The 20,446-nt window shown below is 70.9% G+C and carries 9 protein-coding genes; 4 read left to right on the forward strand and 5 right to left on the reverse strand.

Annotated elements, in window-relative coordinates:
• Positions 1-29 precede the first annotated feature (29 nt).
• Genes NBG84_RS09565 through NBG84_RS09585 form a run of 5 tightly spaced genes read right to left on the reverse strand, consistent with a single transcriptional unit; the run spans position 30 to position 13,005 of the window.
• Positions 30-2,258, reverse strand: coding sequence for a serine/threonine-protein kinase (locus tag NBG84_RS09565; RefSeq protein WP_250918894.1), 2,229 nt, complete (start codon positions 2,256-2,258; stop codon positions 30-32).
• Complete coding sequence (locus tag NBG84_RS09570; protein ID WP_425608600.1) at positions 2,255-5,950, reverse strand: DUF5682 family protein; 3,696 nt, start codon at positions 5,948-5,950, stop codon at positions 2,255-2,257. Before NBG84_RS09570 ends, NBG84_RS09565 begins: the two co-directional genes overlap by 4 nt.
• A complete protein-coding gene (locus tag NBG84_RS09575; protein WP_250918895.1) occupies positions 5,937-7,094 on the reverse strand; it encodes an ATP-binding protein in 1,158 nt (385 codons plus the stop codon). Before NBG84_RS09575 ends, NBG84_RS09570 begins: the two co-directional genes overlap by 14 nt.
• Positions 7,091-12,097: a hypothetical protein gene (locus NBG84_RS09580; protein ID WP_250918896.1), complete on the reverse strand. Its 5,007-nt coding sequence runs from the start codon at positions 12,095-12,097 to the stop codon at positions 7,091-7,093. Before NBG84_RS09580 ends, NBG84_RS09575 begins: the two co-directional genes overlap by 4 nt.
• Before the next feature lie 32 nt (positions 12,098-12,129).
• Positions 12,130-13,005: a DUF4132 domain-containing protein gene (locus NBG84_RS09585; RefSeq protein ID WP_250918897.1), complete on the reverse strand. Its 876-nt coding sequence runs from the start codon at positions 13,003-13,005 to the stop codon at positions 12,130-12,132.
• A gap of 444 nt (positions 13,006-13,449) precedes the next feature.
• On the opposite strand from NBG84_RS09585, the gene NBG84_RS09590 reads away from it, so the two are divergent.
• The 4 genes from NBG84_RS09590 (at position 13,450) to NBG84_RS09605 (ending at position 20,129) form a co-directional block, all read left to right on the forward strand.
• Positions 13,450-14,802: a deoxyguanosinetriphosphate triphosphohydrolase gene (locus tag NBG84_RS09590; protein WP_250918898.1), complete on the forward strand. Its 1,353-nt coding sequence runs from the start codon at positions 13,450-13,452 to the stop codon at positions 14,800-14,802.
• 186 nt (positions 14,803-14,988) lie between these two features.
• Entirely contained in the window at positions 14,989-16,251 is a 1,263-nt protein-coding gene (locus NBG84_RS09595; RefSeq protein ID WP_250918899.1) for an NAD(P)/FAD-dependent oxidoreductase, read from the forward strand.
• Between the two features lie 155 nt (positions 16,252-16,406).
• Positions 16,407-18,311 (forward strand): DNA primase, encoded by a 1,905-nt coding sequence (gene dnaG, locus NBG84_RS09600; protein WP_250918900.1) that lies wholly within the window; start codon positions 16,407-16,409, stop codon positions 18,309-18,311.
• A gap of 363 nt (positions 18,312-18,674) precedes the next feature.
• Complete coding sequence (locus tag NBG84_RS09605) at positions 18,675-20,129, forward strand: RNA polymerase sigma factor (RefSeq protein WP_250918901.1); 1,455 nt, start codon at positions 18,675-18,677, stop codon at positions 20,127-20,129.
• The last annotated feature ends 317 nt before the right edge of the window (positions 20,130-20,446 follow it).

Raw genomic sequence — 20,446 nt, forward strand, 5'->3', positions numbered from 1 at the left:
TGGTCAGACGACCGATGACGGGAAATGGTTCACCGACCTCCCGGGCCCGGGGGATCGGCCGCAGTCGGGTGGGCATCGGTCGACCAGGCCGCTGGTAGCAGGGATCGGACGGCGGCCGAGACATAGGTCGCGGCGGCCAGCCAGGCCGTGGCGAACCCGTCAGGGTCCGCCGGGAGCAGCCTGCCGAGCGCATCGTGGCGGCGCTCGGCCGCCGCCCCCAGCAGCGCCCGGGCACACAGTGCCCCTGTCGCGAGGCCCACTGACTCCAGCCGACGTGGGAGCTCGCCGTCGGCTGAGGCCGCGGTGACGCCCCGGCCGCCGGCGACCGCCCGATCCACAGTGCGCCTCAGGAGGTCCAGTTCGATCGGTAGCGCGGGTGGGGCGGACGAGAGGGAACCCGGGCGGCCAACGGGCGGGACGCAAGGGGTGCTCCCCACGGGTGGCTCTTCGAGTCCCGGTGCCGATGCGGGCGGTGGCGGGGGTTTCGGCGTTGTCCCGCTCGCGGGCCCCGTGGTCAGTGGGGGCCCGAGCGGTTGTTCCGAGGCGGGTAGCGGGTCGGACTCGGCGATCGTCACTCGGCCCTGATGGCCTTCCGGTTCGGGTGAGCCGCCCGGTCGGCCGACAGAGGTGTCGGACCGGTCCTCGCCCGGGGCGGGTCGGCCGACGACTCCACGCCCATCAGGCGGCTTGGGGGCGGGGATGTGCGAGCGATTGAGCCTACGCAGCCCCAGATCCGCCCGGAACCGCTCACCGTCGTGCCCGGTCCAGGAGGCTGCCAGGGCCTGGATCGAGCCCGGACGGTCGGGCACCACCCGGGCGATCAAGCGCAGTTCCAGCCCGGTGCGGGAGAGCAGCAGCCTGATGTTGTCCGCGTAGGCCAACTCCGAACGCTCATCCGGTGCGATCAGCTGTATCTGCGGACCGCCGGTGATCCGCAATCCCTCCTGGGTGACGGTCCCCGTCAGAAAGAGCAGATCGCCGCCGGCCGGGCGGATATCAGCGGGGTGCTCCAACCAGTCGAGGGCTCGGGCGAGCTGGTCGGCCGGCGGTCCCTGCCAGAGCGCGTCAAGAGGTGGCTGGTGCCAGGTGGCCCCCGCTGCCCGCACCGACCGTACTCGGGAGCCGCCGCCCACCCGGCCGTCAGCTGAGACGGTCGGGCCGGTCAGGATCACCGAGCCGCCGTTTCCCCACTCGCGCAGGGAGAGCGCGCAGCCACCGGGTACGGGTGCTTGGGCTGCCTGGATGGCTCGTTGGGGGTCGCCCGGAGCCACGTCGGAGATCGTCAGCAGGGTGCCGTCCGGCGCGAGCCCATAGGCGATCGCTCCTGCGTAGCCGGACGCCGTGACGATCGGTTCGGTGAAGAGCCCGTACAGCCTGAGTGGCCCGGCGGGCTGATAGGCACGACGGGCGGGGGTGACCGCATCCGCCGGTCCCTGGATGAGACCGAGCAGTCCGGCCAACTCCGCCGACAGTTCGGGTAGCCGGAACGAAGGCGCGTCCGAGCGGGCTTCATCGAGGCGCCGGGCGATCCGTACGGCCGCGGCGGCGGGCAGATGCAGTCCGGCGAGCCGCCCTGAGTGGGCGGCGTGCAGTAGCTCCGCCCGCTGCACGGCACCGGCTCCGCTGACCCCGCTGACCAGCACGGCTGTTGCCGCGGTACGGAGCGAAGCCAGGGCGGTGAGTTGGGGGTGGGTCAGCACGGGTGAGGCTGCGTCTTCGCTGTTCTCATCACAGGGCCGCGGACCTGTCGTACTCCCGGTTCTGTGCCGGGCGCTGGTTGCTCCTTTCCCTGGCAGGGTTGGTCCTTCACACGCCGAGTCCTGGATGGCCGGGTGTGCTGGAGGGCCCGCCGCGCTCTCTGCGGCCCGCGCGGTGGCCGCTGCCCCCGGAACTCCCTTGGGTGGGGGCGGTGCCTCGGTCCGGGCGGGTTCATCGACTTCCTCAGCCGGATCGGCCTGCTCCTGCGCGAGAGGGGCGCTCGAAAGAACCGCGGCCCGATGGAGACAGGCCGGGGCCAGCAGACAACTGCACACCGCGTCATCGGCGCGGGCCACGATCCCTGCGGTGACCTTCAAGGTCACCGAGGTGTCCTCGTCCACCACGATCCGGGCACCGTCGGGTGTTGTCTCCACCGGCCAGCCGGAGACCTTCCCCATCGCCCCATCGACGCGCTTGCGGAGTCGGGCCGGCAGCAGGTCCAGCGCCGCTGCCGCCACGGTTGGGGAAACCGGCGGCAGCCCTGGTGATGCTGTGGTCATCGGTGCGTACCTCCCACGCGTTCGCCGACCCAACGGGCCAGTTCCAGGGGACTCAGGGCGGCCACCGGCATTCCCGCGGCCACCAGTTGACCCGCGACCCCGGTCGAATACCGGGGTCTGCCCTCGTCATCGAGCGAGGCACAGCCCAGGACATGGCAGCCCGCGTCGACCAGCGTGCGCACCTCGGACAGCAACGGACCGATCGGGCCGCCCTCCTCGAAGTCACTGACCAGGACGACCAGCGTCCGCGAGGGCACGGTCACCAGTTCGCGCGCGTGGCGCAGCCCGCGTGCGATGTTCGTGCCACCCCCGACGCGGACTTCCAGCAGCAGGGCCAGCGGATCGTCGACATGATCGGTGAGGTCGAGCACCTCGGTGGAGAAGGCGACGAAATGCGTGCTGAGGGCGGGCACCCCGGCGAGAACCGATGCGGTGAGCGCCGACCAGATAGTGGAGGCTTCCATCGATCCGGACACGTCCACGACCAGGACCAGCCGCCAGTCGGTCGATCTACGGGCACGCGTACGGAAGACGGGACGCTCCGGAAGGACCGTCACCACACCGGTGTCCGGGTCCCGCCTGGCCGTGGTGAGGTTGGCCCGGAGGGTACGCGGTAGATCCAATGGACCGCCCGGGCGCCGGGTGGGGCGGGGATGGGCCAGCCCGGTGAGCGCGGGGCGCAGCCGGTTGGCGAGCGCATCCGTCAACTCCTTCACGAGTCGGGCCACCAGGGGCCGCAACCGGGCCAACTGCTGCTCCGGTAGCCCTCCGGCGAACGACAGGACCGTCCGCAACAACTCCACCGAAGGACGGGCGGCCGCCGGGTCCAGTGCGAGTGCCGCGTCGAGTCGCCCCGAGTCGGCTGCGGCGGCCAGCACCTCCTCCCGCACCCCTGGCCCGAACAGCGCGGCCAACTCGTCCGACCAGGCCCGTACATCCGGGTACGAGGCGTCCGTGCCGCCGCCCTGCCCATAGCCGTCCGCGCCGCGGGAGCCTTCGCCGCGCCCGCTGCCGTACAACTCATCGAGTGCGGTGGCATAGCGCAGTGCCGTGCCGCTCAACGCCTTGCCGCGTCCGAGGAGCAGTCGCCACCGCTCTCCCGCGGAGAGGGCGTGGGCTGCCCCGGATGTCGCACTGCTCCCCTCGGGCGCAGCGCCGACCGCCACGGCATCGTCTCGCCCGGTGGCTTCCGACACCGCGCGTCGGCGTCGGTCCGCTTCGGCGGCACCGGGCCGCGAAGAAGGCGCTGGGCCCTGTCCGCCCATTCCTCGCGCGGAGCCGGTACCGAGCGACGCCCATCGGACCGGATCCACCTGAAGTCCCCTGGACGCCAGGGCCTCCCCGCCGGCGAGATCCGCCATGGCCAGCCGAGCCGACATCGTCGGGTCGGTGATCCCACCCGACAGGGTGCCAGCCGCCGTGCCCGTACGGTCCTCGACCACTGTCAGCAGCCGTGCACGAGCCGCCGGGGACAGTACGTCGAAGCCCGCCCTCAGCGCCGGTAGCCGAGCCAGGAACGCTCGATCGGCCAGGGACTCCACCCGATCCACCAGAGGGTCCAGGGCGCGACCGGTCTCCAGGAGGGGACCGGCCGCCAGCAGTGCGCCGCGCAGGAATTCGGCCAACTGAACGCGGAGCTCGGGCGTGGCCGCGCCATCCGCACGCGATGCCAGACCCGTCCCGAAGGCGGCCGGGTCCCGTTGGCCCAGCAGCACGCGTGCCGCACCTGCGGCACCCCGCATCAGCGGTGTCGCCTGCGCCTCCAGCCTGCCGAGGGCGTCGGCCAGCCGCAGCCCACCGCCTGCCTGGGCCGCCTGTTCGGCCAAGGAGACCAGGGCATGGGCGTCGGCGGGTTCGGTCGAGCCGGCGAGCCCATCGAGGGCCCGGACTCCCGCAGCGGCCAACTCCTCCTCGGCGGCGGTCACCGCCGCCCGCTCCCACCCGGCGTCCAACCCCGGCACATGACCGGAGCGGATACGGTCCAGCAAGGCCATGCCGGAGAGCAGTTCGGGCAGGGTGCCGGTCGCGGGAAGCAGTTCGGCGGCCTCCACCAGCCGCTCCACGGCCAACGCCGGCAGCACACAGCGGGTCGCCTCCGCCAGGCCTGCGAGCGCCTCCTGCGCCGAGGGGCCGCCGCGCCGCCGCTCCTCGGTACGCCGCTGCCGTAGAAAGCCCTCGGTGGCCTGTTCGAGGGTCACTCCGTGCAGACCCGCCACATCGAGCATCGCGGCCGTCGACGGTGACCACCCGACGACCCAACGGGTCGTCAGAGCGGCCGCGTCGCCGACTCCGGCGACGCTGGACTCCTCACCGTAGGGGATGCGACAGACCGCGAGCCGCCGCAGCGTGATCTCCCGCCGCCGGTCCAGATCCGTACGGAGCATGTCCAGACGCAGCTCACGGCGATCCGCCTCCTCGGGCCGTGGCAGCTTCAACTCGGTCAACAGCGCCTCCACCGCCGGCCCGAGACCCGATCGGGGTGTTGTCGGTGCCAGCCGCCCCCGCCGCGCGCCGACCAGTACCCGCTCCATCGCGGCGGCCACCACCCGACCTCGGCCCAGCAGCCTGCCCTGAGTCAGCACCGTCTGTGCGGCCTCGGCCAACTCGCCGCGCCCGGGAGCGGGCAGTCCGCGCAGCGCCGCCAGGTCCCGGGCCATCCGGACCACTTCCCGTGCGTCGGCCGGTCCACTGGGATGCCCCGCGTCCCGGACCGCGGCACAGATCCGCACGGCGGTGGCGGTGAGTAGGTCGTCCAGCAGCCGTGGGTCCCCTGCCGCGGTGAAGACGCCGTGCTGCCACTCGGGGTCGCGGATTCCGGCCGGGTAGCCCGAACGCTCATCGAGGAGGGGGTAGGAGTACGGCACCAGGGAGGTGATGATGTCGCCGGTCACCTCGGCGGGTGCTTCATCGGACGGGGCGAGCTCATCCCAGCCCCGTAGCGCCGGTGCGTGGAAGGAGCCGATCACGGCCGCGGTCCTGCGGCCCCGGTAGCTGGCCAGCCTGCGCCGCATATGGGCCTCGCGCCGCAGGTCGTACTCGCTCACCGCACCCGAGTCCGCGCGCAGGGCCCAGCCGACGAGCAGCGCGGCCCGCCGCAGCGCCTCGGGTTCGCAGCCGGGCGCGGATGCCTCCACCAACCGGTCCCAGAGGTCGTCCCCGGCGCGGCCATGGGCGCGGGCGTGCAGGGCCGCGGTGAGTGCGCCGGACGGGGCACCGGACCCGTCCGGTTGACGCTCCTGTCCCCGCTCGGTACGTGCTCCGAGCGGGAGATCGAACGGCACCACCTCGACGCCTGCCTGCCGCGCCCAGCGGATCGCCGCCAGCTCCGGTGAGAAGTCCGCGAACGGCAGGAACACCAGCCCGCCGCCACTGCCCGCCAACGCGACGGGCGGTACGGTCGCCGGGTCGCCCAGATGGTCGAGCCAGGGCGCGAACTCCTCCGGCAGTTCGATCAACACGACCTCGGGGTCCGCCGCCGCCAGCAGCGCCGGAACGGCGGCGGCCAACGCGGGGGAGTGGTGCCGCACCCCGATCAGATACGGATCACGGCACCCCGCCAGCGCCGTCATCGCCGCCTCGGGCTCCGCGGCGCCCTCCAGCGCCTCGGCGGCGACGGCGACAGGGCCGAGGACTCCGGTGTCCGGGGCTCCCTCAGGGGCGATTGCTCCCCGAGGCGGTTCACGCCAGTTCATCACGGAGCTCCCACAGAGTCCGCCAGAGCGGCGCGCCGTTCTCGGCCCTCCGGCGTACCGGACCGTCCCAGTAGCCCAGCAGCCGGGCGTGGTCAGCCGGGTCGTCCTTGCGGACCGTGCCCAGCAGATGGCCGGGCAGCGTCCGCACCACATCGCGGCCGTCGCTGAGATAGGCCGCTCCCAGTCCCATCGACGAAGCGACGTGCACCGCTTCGGCCGTGGACATCACCGTGGAGGGGCGCTCCACCTCCCAGCCCTCGGCGCTGCGCCCGGATCGTAGGTCCCTGAACGCGGTGACCAGTGCCTCCAGCACCGCGTCATCGACTCCGAAAGCAGCCCCCGAGCGAGTCAGCGCCGCCGTGGCCTGGCTACGGACCAGGGCCACCTCCGCGTCGAGATCGGCGATCGGGCTGACTTCCTCGAAGTTGAACCTGCGCTTCAGCGCCGCGGACATCTCCGACACACCGCGGTCGCGCAGGTTGGCGGTGGCGATCAGGGTGAAGCCCGGCACGGCGTGCACCGTCCCGTCGGCGCCTTCGCCGGCGAGCTCGGGCACCGACATCCGGCGCTCGGAGAGCAGCGATACCAGTGCGTCCTGCACCTCGGGCAGACAGCGGGTGACTTCCTCGACCCGGGCCACCGCGCCCCTGGTCATCGCCGTCAGCACGGGCGACGGAACCAGCGCCTCCCGGCTGGGGCCCTTCGCCAGCAGCATCGCGTAGTTCCAGCCGTAACGCAGCTGGTCCTCGGTGGTGCCCGCGCTGCCCTGCACGGTCAGGGTGCTGCTGCCGCACACCGCTGCCGACAGCAGCTCCGACAGCATCGACTTGGCCGTGCCGGGCTCGCCGACGAGCAGCAGCCCACGCTCACCCGCGAGGGTCACCACACACCGCTCGACCAAGGCCCGATCGCCCACGAACTTCCGTGGCACCACCAGCTGCCGGCCGTCCGCGGTCCGCAACGGCTCTTGGCCCGAACCGCAGATGAACAGCACGACCGAGCGGGGTGTCAGGCGCCAACCCGGAGGCCGGGGACCGTTGTCGTAGCCGATGAGGAAGGCCAGCTCCTCCTGGTAGCGGTCCTCCGGAAGCTCCAGCTGCCGGTGCTCGCGGGCCGTCTCGTCATCTCGCTCGTACCCGCTCATCGCGAACCTCCCCTGGCATTGCGCCCCTTGAACTCCTCGAACCCCGGCGCGTCGCCGTTCACGACCCGCTGCCATGCCGCGGTGAACAGTTCTCCCACCGGCCGGTCCGGCGCCAGGAAACCGTCCTCGTGGTCGGGTAGCAGCGCCGTCTTCCAGCTCTCCAGCGGCAGCCTCGGCGCCTTGTGCTCCAGCCAGCCGCCAGGCAGGAAGAGGGAACGCCCGGCCCTGGCCCGCTTGCCCTCCACGACCAGATCGGTCGCCGCCACCTCAGCGCGGGCCTTCTTGAGCCGTGCGGGCTTCCAACCCGTCCACTCCGCCTGGTTCTTGTCGGTCGGATCGGGCAGCGCGAGCATCATCAGGTACAGCGTCGCCGCGTCCTCGGAGATCCCGAGCCGCTCCGCCGCCAGCGGCACCAACTCCGGTGCGCTCCGGGCGGGGCACTGGGCGGCGCCCGCCGGTCCATCGTGGGTCAGCAGCGCCATGAGCTCCGCGCCGAGCACCAGACGCAGGGCGACCAGGGCGTCCGATTCTCCCGCTATCCCCGCCAGCAGTTTGAGATCCGGATGATCGGGCCCCGCGGCCTCTCCCGTGACCAGAGGAGCTGACCTGACCCACACCGAGTCCCACTGCGGGCGGTACTTCATCGGCGTGAGCACAAGGGTGTCCGACACCTCGCACCCCCCGTCCTTGGCAGCGCTGCCGCGCGGACCGTGGCCGTGCGCCTCGCGCAACCGGACGGAGGTCGCCTTGCCCTGGTCATCCCAGTCCAACCCGAGGTCGAGCAGCAGCCCCGGGTCGGCGAGCCTGGTCCGCAGCATCCGCAAGGTGATGGGCAGGATCTCCCGGAGGGGATCACCGAGCGGCAGCCGATAGGCGAGCCAGCGCAGCATCCGCACATAGGAGACCAGCGTCTGCCCGGTGAGCAGCTTCTCTCGTTCGACCGGTGACACACCGTCGGAGCCGATCCGCTGCTCGGTGGTGCCGGTCAGTTCGGGTTGGGCTTCTGGGTTCAGCGCCGAATCGAGTTCCGTCCCCGGTCCGGTTTCGGCGATCGCCTTGCTGACCAACCAGGAGGGCGCGACCCGGCGCTTGCCACGTGCTGCCACCCAGGCCTCGATCAGTGGTTCAGCGGCGAACCCATCCGTCCACAACGCGTCCACGCGCGCGGGCTCCAGCGGCAGGAGCAATCCGGTGAACCGTTGCCGATCCCGCGCGGACAGCACTTCCAGGTGGGCGCGACCGGCCTTGGCGTCCGCGCTCTTGAGGCCCAGCGGCGCCAGGTACTGCGCTGACAGCAGCCCGTCGCGGCCATAGGAGTCCAGGCCGGGCAATCCCAACTGGAGCAGGGCGCCGACCACCGGGCTCGCTCCGACCCGATCGGCGAACTCCTGCGCCTGCTGCGGGTAATAGGGCAGCGGCCCCCGCTTCCGAGTGGTGTCGATCAGCCGTCGCACGGCGGCGGCCCGGATGGGGTCGTCCGCCGAACCCAGCACATCCGAGGCGATCTCGCTGTACCCCTCCCAAGGCCCGAATGTCCCGGCCGGGTCGTACTCGACACACGACCACACCGCGTGGTCGTCCTCCACCTCGGTGTTGGAGATCACCAGCAGTCGACGTGCTCCCGAGTGCCGAACCGTGCCGAGCATCTCCTCGGTGTCCACATCGGCTGACAGGTCCCACGGGGACTTCAACTCAACGATCCGCAGCCGTCCGCGCGGGTCGATCAGGACCGCCTCGCCGTCCGCCGAAACCGCGAGGGCGGCGTCGAGGAACTCCAGCAGCGCGTTCCTGTCCGCCTCCGAGGTCACCGGGGACGCGGCACGCACCGCGGCCGCGGCCAACCCCAGGCCCGACAGCGACAGCCAGTTCACCCCTGGCTCGTCGAAGCTCAGCTTCGCGTCGCCGCTACCGGGCTCCAGCAGGCTCCGTAGCGCCGCCAGCTGACCCATCACCGTGTTACCGCTCTCATCCCAGGACGAGTACCACCGACCGTAGAATCGGGCGCTGCTCAGCAGGCTGTTCAGAGCTTCCCGCAGCGGCCCGTCGTGTGCGTACCGCACGGTGGGACGGGCATCGGGCTCCGCTTGGGCGGCCCGCTCCGACAGGGTGGCGATCTGACCGGCCTGACGCGCCGCCTCGCCGACCAGAGCGGCCACACCGGCCACCAGGCCCGGGTGGGTGATGCCCGGCAGCAGCTCGCGTACCGCTTCCGCCGGCTGTCGGCCGTCCACCACCGTCTTGAGCAGCTCCGCGGCCAACTCGTCGGTGACCGCCCGCAGGACGAGGGAACCTCGCTCATCGCGCGGACGCAGCGCATGCCAGTACCCGAGCGGTGGGATCAGCGGAGTGCCGCCCGCGTACACCTCACTCTCCTCGCCCTGGGTCACCGTGGCGAGGCGCACCCCATCGGCGTCGAAGAAATCGAACCGGGACTGGTAGCTGCGGGACTCGCGTGGATGCAGCACCGCGCCACCGGGCAGTCGCATCGGCGGGAGCGGAACATGGGTGTTCAGATGCTCGGGTTTGGCGGCACCCGCCACCTCGACCGGCAGGCTGCGGGTCCCGTCGGTGGAACAGGCGGTGAGCGTACGGGCCGTGGGGTCGAACCGCACCCACCAGCCGACCACCCCGTGTGCGCTGCCGAACGGCGAGGACTCAAGCCCCGCTCGCGCGGGCAGCAGTTGGCAGTAGCGCTCCAGCAGGACCGCCCCGGTGCCCTCGGAGAGCGCCGAGTCAAAGAACGCGGGGACGGTGAGCCGGCCCCGGCGGGCCGACTGCGGGTCGTAGTCCCACCACTGGTGCTCATGCAGCACCCACAGGGAGATCCCGTCCGACGCGACCGGTCGGCACACGTCATCGAACGACGTATCGCCCGCGTGCACCGGCCGGCCGCCGAACGTACGGCTGCCATCGGGCAGTTCCAACGACGGAGTCCGGTGCGAGAGGTAGTTCTCCGTCGGTGTCCCGTCCGGTGTGAAGGCATCCGCGCCCCGGCCTGACCACCGGCCCCGGCACTCATCCCCGTACCCGTTGATGGTGAGCCACTGGCCGCCGACATAGCGGACGACCGGAGTGGACCAGGACCGGTTGGGTTGGCTGCTGGGGAAGGTGAGCGGCTGGCTGTCCACCACGGCTTCGGGACCCACCGCGGCAGCCTGACTGCCGCGCCGGACCACCAGCGCGGGCCAGGCGTCGGACAGCTTGACCTCTTCGTCGTCCCTCCTCCTGGCGGACTTGGCGGACTTGGCAGGCTTCGGGACCACCTTGCCCAACTTCGCCAGCGCCTCGTCGAAGGCGGCCCAACCCAGCTCATCCCAGACGCCCGAGCGCAGGGTCCGTGCCAGCGCCCCAGCAGGGGAGAACGCGGTGATGCGGGCGAGCGCGTCGGGCGCCGTGGACAGCGCGGGTCGGGAGGCGAACCCCGAAAGCCGCTGGAGGAGTTCGCTCAGAGCGGGAAGGCCGATCGAGCGGGTGAGCTCCTCGGCCCGGTCGGTCAGCCAAGCCGCGATCACCGTACACAGCGCCGGGTACCCGGTAGCCGGGAGGAGCCGCTGCGCCGCCGAGTCGCCGGTGCCCGCCAGCCGTTCGACCCCACTGCGCAGAATCTGGGCGAACCGGGGATCGGCGACCAGCGCCGCCAGGTCCCTACGCCCCTCACTCCGGTCGGAGAGCCAGCCGTCCAACTCCAGGCCCGCCATGTCGTACTCCGGAGGCTCGACCGGGATGCCCAGCGAGAGACAGAGGTCAAGGACATCCAGATCGACGGAGGTGCGCCAGCCACCGCGGAGCAACTTCACCGGTGTGCCATCGGCCTTCAGCCGGTCCGCCAGCCGTGCCACCAGGTCGAGTTCAACGTCGAGCCGCTTCATGCCACGCCAACCGCGATGCCGGTGAGCACTCCACGCGGTGAGCCAGTCCGCCACCGGGACGGTCCCGTCCAGCAGCAGCTCAAAGGCTCCACAGGCCTCAAGCAGCGACAGCCAGGACCGGTCGAACTCCTCCGTGTGGTCGCCACTGGTCTCCGGCAGCAGATTCAGCAGCCGCTCACGGATGGCCGCGTCTTCGGCGGCGACCACGGTGAGTGCTGGTAGCGCCGACTTCCAGAAGCTCCCCGCCGCGCGGTTCATCGCTCCCGTATGGACGATCTCCTTGAGCAGGGAGCGCTCCTCCGCCGCCGCGTCCAGCCCCGCACCGCGGGCGAGCCGCCGTAGATCCTCCAGCATGCCCGCGTAGGGAGTGAGCCCGGCGGAGCAGCGCTGCGATGAGACCACTCGGAACTCCGTGTACGCCTGCGAGGGGGGCAGCCGCTCGCCCAGCCCCTTCGCGTACTCCCGCAGTGCCTTGCCGCTGAGCGCCCCCGCGCCCGCGAACTCCAGGAACACATCCCGCAGCCGCTCCTCGTCCACCGGCAACGCGTGCCGCTGCTCGGCGGCGCGGGCCTTACCGAAGAACACCGATGCCTGCTGCTGTGCTTCAACGGCCAGGAACAGCCGCCCCACCTGCTCGTAGAACGTGGGCAGGAACTGCGGAACGGAACGGTCCAGCCGCTGCCCGATCTCGTCGAAGCCCTCCTTGGCCAGTCCCGGCTTGGTCCCCACCAGCCGGGTCAGCCGCTCCATCTCCTTCACCACGGCCAGGGCGTGATGGCCATGCTGGGGATCGTGCACCAAGGCCCAGGCGGGGAAGCCCAGCGACTGCGGCTTCACCCGTCCCACCGCGACCGACTCGCCACCGGAGAAGCCCAGATACTCCAGCGCCAGATCCTCGGCGGGACCGATCGCCTCCGGAACCAGCCGCACCACCGTGCGCTCCTCAAGCGCCGGATGGCCATACGACCGGGCCGTCAGCGCCACGCTCCGGTCCTTGTCACCAATGTCCGACCCTGGCTCGGGGGCGGTGGCCGCATGCAGGGGCAGTACCGCCCCGGCCTCCAGCATCGCCTGAGGCCCCCCAAAACCGTAGGCCGCCCCGTGTCCCTCGCGCCCGTTCACAGATTCCCCCACCGTGCTGTTCCCTTCGCTGCTGTGCACGCTGCTCATCGCAGTGCGTCCGCCTCGTCTTCCGCGACCTTGCCCGCGTACACCAGGGCGGCCATGCGCTCGCCCTCGGACCAGGCGACCGGTCCCACCTCGTCCAACGCCAGCCCGCGGCCGTTCTTGTCGCGCCACTCCAGCGAACCGGTCAGTGCCTCGGCGTCCGGGTAGTCAGCGCCCAGCCAGTACGTCGCCTCAAGCGCCCGGCCGCCCTCCACCAACGGGCACAGCACCTGGCCGCCCCGAACCCGATAGCCCAGCGACACCGCACGCGACGTCGCATGGCGCAGCTGCTTGAACTTCCCCTTGGCGTACTTCTGCGAGGTGTGGCCGCTGATCTCCGGGGGCCGCCGCCACACCTCGCGAAACAGCTGCTCCACCCGCTGCTCCACACCCAGCTCGACCGCGAATTCCCGCAGGTCGTCGAGGTCTTCGAGCAGGACCGGATGCGGAATCAACACGCTCTCGCACTCCAGCCACACCGAATCACCATCCAGATCCACCAGCCCCACCCCCCGCTCGGGGCTGACGTCCCGGAGCAAGCCGGCCCGCGCCATATCGGCCCCGCCGTCCGCTCCCACCGGCGCGATCACCAGATCGCGCAGGGCGGCCTGCCAGGCCGTGTCCGGCCAGACCCGGGCCAGCACCTCCACCGGCACCGGCAGCGAGCGCACCAGCCAGGTGTCCACCTGCTCCCGGCACTCGCGCTCATGCCGCTCAAGCCATTCGGACAACTGCCGCAGCCGCACCACGACAGCGTCATCCCGCAGTTTCGACGGCACCTGCTTCAGCTCACGCCCCGCCGCATTCCTACAGCGCAGGTTGTTGCCGTCCAATGTCACGGCGTAACTGCCGCCGTCTGTCTCGATCCAGCCCATGGCAAGACCGCCTCCCCGACGTACCGGTTTCGATGTCGATCACAGTAGGTGAGGGGTGTGACAACGTGCTTTTACGCCCCGAAACCTGTGGACAACCCCTACCCGGCCCGTCCCCGTCCCAGGGCCCCGCCGCCCTCCCCGACCGGTGTTCACCCCGGTTCCTGAGCGCCCCGCCCATCGTTGCACCGCCCCTGACCTGCACGATCAGCCCGAGTCCCGGAACCGGCCGAGTGCGATGGCCCGCACCCCGGCCCGTCGTACCCCCGGCGACTCGGCACCAGAACCCCGGCCGTCACCCGCACCGACCCCGACCGGGGGACCTCCCCGCGACACCCGCTTCCGCGCCCGGGGGACACCCCGCCGCGCCCTCCGCTTCCCCGGCGAGAAGTCGCCCCCAGCCCCTGGCGGTCCCCGCCCGTCCCCCACTCCGGCTACCTTCGGTGCATGGCAGGCACGACCAGCACCACCTCATCCGGGGCCACTACCCCCGACCTCTCCGGCATCGCCGGACCAAGCGGCGCCGACAGCGACCGGTACGACGACGCGGCCACCGCTCGCTGGGCCCCCGAGCCCGACAAGCGCCCCGGCCGCACCGCGTTCCAACGCGACCGCGCCCGCGTACTGCACTCCTCCGCGCTGCGCCGACTCGCCGGAAAGACCCAGGTCGTCACCCCAGGCACCCGCAACCAGGCCTGGGACGCCAGCCCCCGCACCCGACTCACCCACTCCCTGGAGTGCGCCCAGGTCGGCCGCGAACTCGGCGCCGCCCTCGGCTGCGACCCCGATCTCGTCGAGGCCGCCTGCCTCGCCCACGACATGGGCCATCCGCCCTTCGGGCACAACGGCGAAGCCGCACTCAACGACTTCGCCAAGGACTGCGGCGGCTTCGAGGGCAACGCCCAGTCGCTGCGCCTGCTCACCCGCATCGAACCGAAGCGGTTCATCCACAATGAGCACGGTGACCTGGTCAGCGTCGGCCTCAACCTCACCCGGGCCACCCTCGACGCCGCCACCAAGTACCCCTGGCCACGCGGCGAACACCCCACCGCGCCCGAATCGGTCAAATTCGGTGTGTACGAGGATGACCTGCCCGTCTTCGCCTGGGTCCGCGAAGGCGCACCGGGACACCGCACCTGCTTCGAGGCCCAGGTCATGGACTGGGCCGACGATGTCGCCTACTCCGTGCACGACATCGAAGACGGGCTGCACGCCGGACACATCGACCCCAATCTCCTGCTCGCCGAACCGGAGCGCGCTGAGATATGGCGGGTCGCGATCGGCCGCTACGTGCCGGTGGACACCGATCCCGAGGAACTGTCCGAGGCCCTGGACCGTCTCATCGGCGAGGAGTGGTGGCCCCACCACTACGACGGTTCCGCCCCCGCGCAGGCCCGGCTCAAGGACGCCACCAGCCAGCTCATCGGCCGGTTCTGTCTCGCAGCCGAGGGAGCGACCCGCCAGGCGTACGGCACCGGCAGGCTCACCCGGTACGCGGCCGAGCTGGTCGTCCCCAGGGAGGCCCGGCTGGAGTGCGCCGTCCTCAAGGCCGTCGCCGACTGCTATGTGATGCAGCGCGCCGAGCAGGAGACCCTGCGGGCCGATCAGCGCATTGTGCTCGCGGAGCTCGCGGAGGCGCTCACCGCGCGGGCACCCGACAGCCTGGACCCCCAGTTCCGCGCGCTCTTCCACGTGGCGAAGGACGACCGGGCGCGCGGTCGGGTGATTGTGGATCAGCTCGCCTCACTCACCGACGCCTCCGCCCGCACCCTGCACGCCCAGCTCACGGCCCGACGCTGAGCCCCCGAAAAGACACCGAAAGACGGCCCCGCGAGGACACGCCAGAACCACTGCCTCTTCCGCCGGCACGGTCCGTGCGGGACGCTCCCTAGGGCTACGCGGCACAGAGACGGTGGGAGAGCCCGCGCGTACCACCGTCAGCTACGCAGCGATGAGGCAGTACAGGCACACAAGAGGAGGCATCAAGTGGTCGACGGACATCGAACATTCGTCATCATCGGCGGCGGTCTCGCCGGGGCCAAGGCCGCAGAGACCCTCCGCGCCGAGGGGTTCACCGGGCGAGTGATCCTCATCGGCGACGAGAACGACCACCCCTATGAGCGCCCACCCCTGTCCAAGGGCTACCTCACCGGAAAGGAGAAGCGCGACAGCGTCTTCGTCCATGAACCCGCGTGGTACGCCGCGGCCGATGTCGAGCTGCATCTCGGCCAGACCGTGGTCTCCATCGACCGCGGGGAGAAAGCGGTCCACCTCGGTGACGGCACCGTCCTCCACTACGACAAGCTGCTCCTGGCCACCGGCGCCGAACCGCGTCGACTGGAGGTCCCGGGCACCGAGCTGGCGGGGGTCCACCATCTGCGCCGGCTCGCCCACGCCGACCGACTGAGCCGCGTGCTCGGCTCCCTCGGCCGGGACAACGGCACCCTGGTGATCGCCGGCGCCGGCTGGATCGGCCTGGAGGTCGCCGCCGCCGCGCGCGGGTACGGCGCCGAGGTCACCGTCATCGAACCGGAAGCCACCCCGCTGCACCAGGTCATCGGCCCTGAGCTGGGACAGGTCTTCGCCGAACTGCACCGCGACCGCGGCGTCCGCTTCCACTTCGGAGCCCGCCTCACCGAGATCATCGGCCACGAGGGCGCCGTCCTCGCGGTGCGCACCGACGACGGCGAGGAGCACCCCGCCCACGACGTCCTCGCCGCGATCGGTGCCGCCCCACGCACCGCCCTCGCCGAATCCGCCGATCTGGAGCTGGCCGAGCGGGCACACGGCGGCGGCATCAGCGTCGACGCGGCCCTGCGCACCTCCGACCCCGATATCTACGCCGCTGGCGATGTCGCCGCCGCCTTCCACCCCCTCCTCGGCATCCGGCTGCGGGTGGAGCACTGGGCGAACGCCCTCAACGGCGGCCCCGCCGCCGCGCGCTCCATGCTCGGCCAGGAGATCGCCTACGACCGGGTGCCGTACTTCTTCTCCGACCAGTACGACCTGGGCCTTGAGTACTCGGGTTGGGCGCCGGCCGGTTCCTATGACCAGGTGGTGCTGCGTGGGGACGTCGGCAAGCGGGAGTTCATCGCCTTCTGGCTGAAGGAGGGAAGGGTGCTCGCGGGGATGAATGTGAATGTGTGGGATGTCACCGCCCCGATCCAGGATCTGATTCGCTCGGGGGCGCGGATCGACTCCGAGACGCTCGGTGACCCCTCCGTACCCCTTGCCTCGCTCGGCAAGTGACCCTCCGGCGCTCCTGAACCGCCGCAGCAGGCACCCCACCAGGGACCGGGCGAAAGCCCCGTACAGCGGTACGTACGTGATCGGGGCGCCTTGCTGCGGCGGGAGTTGTCCACAGGGAGCAGGAGGTGTGAGCGGGCGGCCGTAGAATCCCTCACGTGGCAGGCAGGATCAACGATGACGACGTCAAGGCGGTTCGGGACGCGGTCCCGATCGACGCCGTCGTATCCGACTACCTCCAGCTGCGCGGCGCGGGTGGCGGCAATCTGAAGGGGCTCTGCCCCTTCCACGACGAGCAGACCCCATCCTTCCAGGTCAGCCCCAGCAAGGGCCTCTTCCACTGCTTTGGCTGCCAGGAAGGCGGCGACACGATCGCCTTCGTGATGAAGATCGACCACCTCACCTTCTCCGAGACGGTCGAGCGGCTGGCGGCCACCGCCGGAATCACCCTCCGCTACGAAGAGGGCGGGTACAACCCCAGCCACCAGCGGGGCGAGCGCATCCGTCTGGTCGAGGCGCACAAGGTCGCCGCCCAGTTCTACATCGATCAGCTGGAGAACAGCCCGGAGGCGGAGACCGGCCGCGCGTTCCTCGCCGACCGCGGCTTCGACCAAGCCGCGGCCCAGCACTTCAGCGTCGGCTACAGCCCCCAGGGCTGGGACCACCTCACCCGCTTTCTGCGCGGCAAGGGCTTCAGCGACAAGGAGCTCACCCTCTCCGGGCTCTCCCAGGAGGGCCGCCGGGGTCCCATCGACCGCTTCCGCGGCCGGCTGATGTGGCCGATCCGGGACATCTCCGGCGATGTCGTCGGCTTCGGAGCCCGCAAGCTGTACGAGAGCGACAACGGCCCCAAGTACCTCAACACCCCCGAGACCGGGATCTACAAGAAGTCCCAGGTGCTCTACGGCATCGACCTCGCCAAGAAGGAGATCGCCAAATCCAGGCGGGCCGTCGTCGTCGAGGGATACACGGATGTGATGGCCTGCCATCTGGCCGGCATCACCACCGCCATCGCCACCTGTGGCACGGCCTTCGGCGGCGATCACATCAAGATCCTGCGTCGGCTGCTGATGGACAATGCCACCGCCGAGGTGATCTTCACCTTCGATGGGGACGCGGCCGGTCAGAAGGCCGCGCTGCGAGCCTTCGAAGACGATCAGAAGTTCGCCGCCGAGACCTCGATCGCCATCACACCGGACGGTATGGACCCCTGTGACCTGCGCCTCGCCCAGGGTGATGACGCGGTCCAGAAGCTGGTCGAGACGCGCACCCCGCTCTTCGAGTTCGCGATCCGGCAGATCGTGCTCCGCCACAACCTGGAGACCCCCGCCGGTCGGGCCGCCGCGCTCGATGAGGCCGCGCCCATTGTCGCGGGCATCAAGAACGGGGCGATCCAGCATGAGTCGGCCGTGCAGCTGGCCGGGGTCGTCGGCATTCTCGACACCCAGTTCGTGGTCAAGCGCGTGGCCCAGCTGGCCCGTTGGGCACGGGATCGCGGCGGCCGGGGCCCGGCTCCCTCGCGCGCCAGCGCGAAACGGGACCAGATGCAGGCCGCCCCGACCTCCTCGTCCGGCCCCGCGCTCAATCTGCGCAGCCCGGCCCATCGCACGGAGCGCGAGCTCCTCAAGCTCGCCCTCCAGCGCCCCGAGCTGATCACCCCGGCCTTCGACGCCTATGGAGTGGACGAGTTCACCGCCCCTCCGTACGCGGCCGTCCGCCAGACCATCGCCGAATCCGGCGGCACCGAGCAGAGCCTGATCGATGCCTCCGGCTATCTCATTCGGGTTCGTGAGACCGCACCGGACGACACGGTCCGCGCGCTGGTCACGGAGCTCGCGGTCGAGGCCATTCACGCCAAGACGGTCGATGAGACCTATGCGGGCATGCAGCTGGTCCACGTCCGACTCCGAGCCGTGGACCGGCGTATCGCGGAGGTCCAGGGTTCCCTGTCCCGCCTGGGCCCCCATGCCGACCCCGAGCATCTCGCGGCCGTGCAGAACGAACTCTGGGTCCTCCAGCAGTACGGCCAGTCCCTGCGCAACCACGGGGCAGCAGCCCTCTAGCGCCCCCTTCCGACCCGGCCCTTACGCCGTTCGGGCACCCCACCGCGCCCGCGGTATCAGCCGTTCCGGCAGCCTCACCGCGCCCGCCGGGGGCATCGCGGCCAGTCCGCTCCGAGTGGAGCCTCTCCGTCCGCCTTGTCCCGACCCGCCCGGGCACGTCCCTGTTCATTCCCGCGCGGCCCGGCCCGATGGCGTACCGGGCGGTCGGATTTCAGCCGCACTCGGCAGCTGACGTCTTCGACCCGAAGAGCGTCCCCGACCTGCCTGAACGCCATTTCGGTAACCACTCGGTCACGCACGGGACGCAGAAAGTCACCGCACGCCCCTCGTGGCGGCTATGTGTCGTACCCCACACTGGGGGCGGTGCCTGAGTCTTCGGAGCGCGGCCGGCCCACCGATGGTGGGCCTCTCACCCCCGCGGATCCGCTCATCGTGTACGGGACGAATGGCGGCCCGGCCGCTCCCGTCCCCCTGCCGCACGCCCTTGACCCGGCAGCGATCACCCTGGAGGTCGCCCCCGTGCAGACCCAGACCCTCTCCGAGAGCCTGACTGAACCACCGACCGACTCCAAGTCCCCGGCCAAACCGAGCCCCCAGGGCAAGACCCTCGCCAGCGTTCCGGCTCAGGGTCCGCCCGCCCACCATCCCGAAGCAGCGCCCGACGAGATCCGGGATACGGCCCCGGACGAGTCGGCGAGCAGTGCCGCGATCGCCGGGCCCGCGCTGGTGGACGACGAAGAACCGCCCGCTCCAGAAAGAGAGGCCCGGGCCCCGCACGCCCCACCCGTCCCGCCCGAACCGGGATCAGGCGCTGCTGTCGGCAGGGTCTCCTATGACCAGATCCCCGACGACCCGATCGAGGACTCACCCGACCGCAGCCCCGCCGCCCGAGCCGAGAGCGGCGGACCCTCCTCCGATCTCTTCCGTCAGTATCTACGGGAGATCGGCAGGATTCCCCTGCTCAGCGCGGTAGAAGAGGTGGAGTTGGCCCGCCGGGTCGAGGCCGGGCTCTTCGCCGAGGAGAAGTTGAGCAACACCCCCGACATCAACAACTCCCGGCTCGCCGTCGACCTCGATCGGCTCGTCGTGATGGGCCGGATGGCCAAACGCAGACTGATCGAGGCGAACCTACGGCTCGTGGTCTCCGTGGCCAAGCGGTATGTCGGCCGTGGACTGACCATGCTCGATCTCGTTCAAGAAGGAAACCTCGGCCTGATCAGGGCCGTGGAAAAGTTCGACTACGCCCGCGGTTACAAGTTCTCCACCTACGCCACCTGGTGGATTCGCCAAGCCATGTCCCGTGCGCTCGCGGACCAGGCGCGCACCATCCGCGTCCCTGTCCATGTCGTCGAGCTGATCAACCGGGTCGTACGGGTGCAGCGCCGGTTGCTTCAGGAACGCGGCTACGAACCCACCCCGAGCGAGGTCGCCGGTCAGCTCGACCTGCCACCGGAGCGGGTCAGCGAAGTGCTGCGACTGGCCCAGGAACCGGTCTCCCTCCACGCGCCGGTGGGCGAGGAGGACGATGTCGCACTCGGTGATCTCATCGAGGACGGTGACGCGGCTTCACCGGTGGAGTCCGCGGCCTTCCTGCTGCTGCGCGAACATCTGGAAGCGGTTCTCTCCACCCTCGGGGAGCGGGAGCGCAAGGTGGTGCAGTTGCGCTACGGCCTCGCGGACGGCAGGCCACGCACGCTGGAGGAGATCGGCCGCATCTTCGGCGTGACGCGTGAACGCATCCGTCAGATCGAGTCCAAGACCCTCAACAAACTGCGGGACCACGCCTTCGCCGACCAGCTGCGCGGCTATCTGGACTGATCAGATCAGCTGCGGACTGGACTGGACCGGAACCGACTGGACCGGACTGGCCTGAAGTGAAGTGAAGTGAACTGAACGGAATCGATCCGGGCAGCGGTCGGGTCGCGCTCCCCGCCCACCCGATTGACGAACCGCCTCCCTCACCGCCCCACCCAACCGGCTGACACATCCGCGACACCAGCCCCCACCACACCAGTACCCGCAGGCAGAGCACAGAGCGGTCGGGAACCAGGGGGGTGCTGTGCCTTACCGCCCCTGGTCCCCCTACCGCCGTCACCGCATGTGCGCTGACGGCGGTCTCCGTACGGACGTCACCG

Source organism: Streptomyces albipurpureus (genome assembly GCF_023701525.1).
Classification (GTDB): Bacteria; Actinomycetota; Actinomycetes; order Streptomycetales; family Streptomycetaceae; genus Streptomyces; species Streptomyces albipurpureus.

What these genes read in the sequence shown, in the direction of transcription:
- NBG84_RS09565 (WP_250918894.1), bottom strand. Translation starts at nt 2,258, where the DNA reads ATGACCACAGCATCACCAGGGCTGCCGCCGGTTTCCCCAACCGTGGCG.
- NBG84_RS09585 (WP_250918897.1), bottom strand. Translation starts at nt 13,005, where the DNA reads ATGGGCTGGATCGAGACAGACGGCGGCAGTTACGCCGTGACATTGGAC.
- NBG84_RS09575 (WP_250918895.1), bottom strand. Translation starts at nt 7,094, where the DNA reads ATGAGCGGGTACGAGCGAGATGACGAGACGGCCCGCGAGCACCGGCAG.
- NBG84_RS09590 (WP_250918898.1), top strand. Translation starts at nt 13,450, where the DNA reads ATGGCAGGCACGACCAGCACCACCTCATCCGGGGCCACTACCCCCGAC.
- NBG84_RS09570 (WP_425608600.1), bottom strand. Translation starts at nt 5,950, where the DNA reads ATGAACTGGCGTGAACCGCCTCGGGGAGCAATCGCCCCTGAGGGAGCC.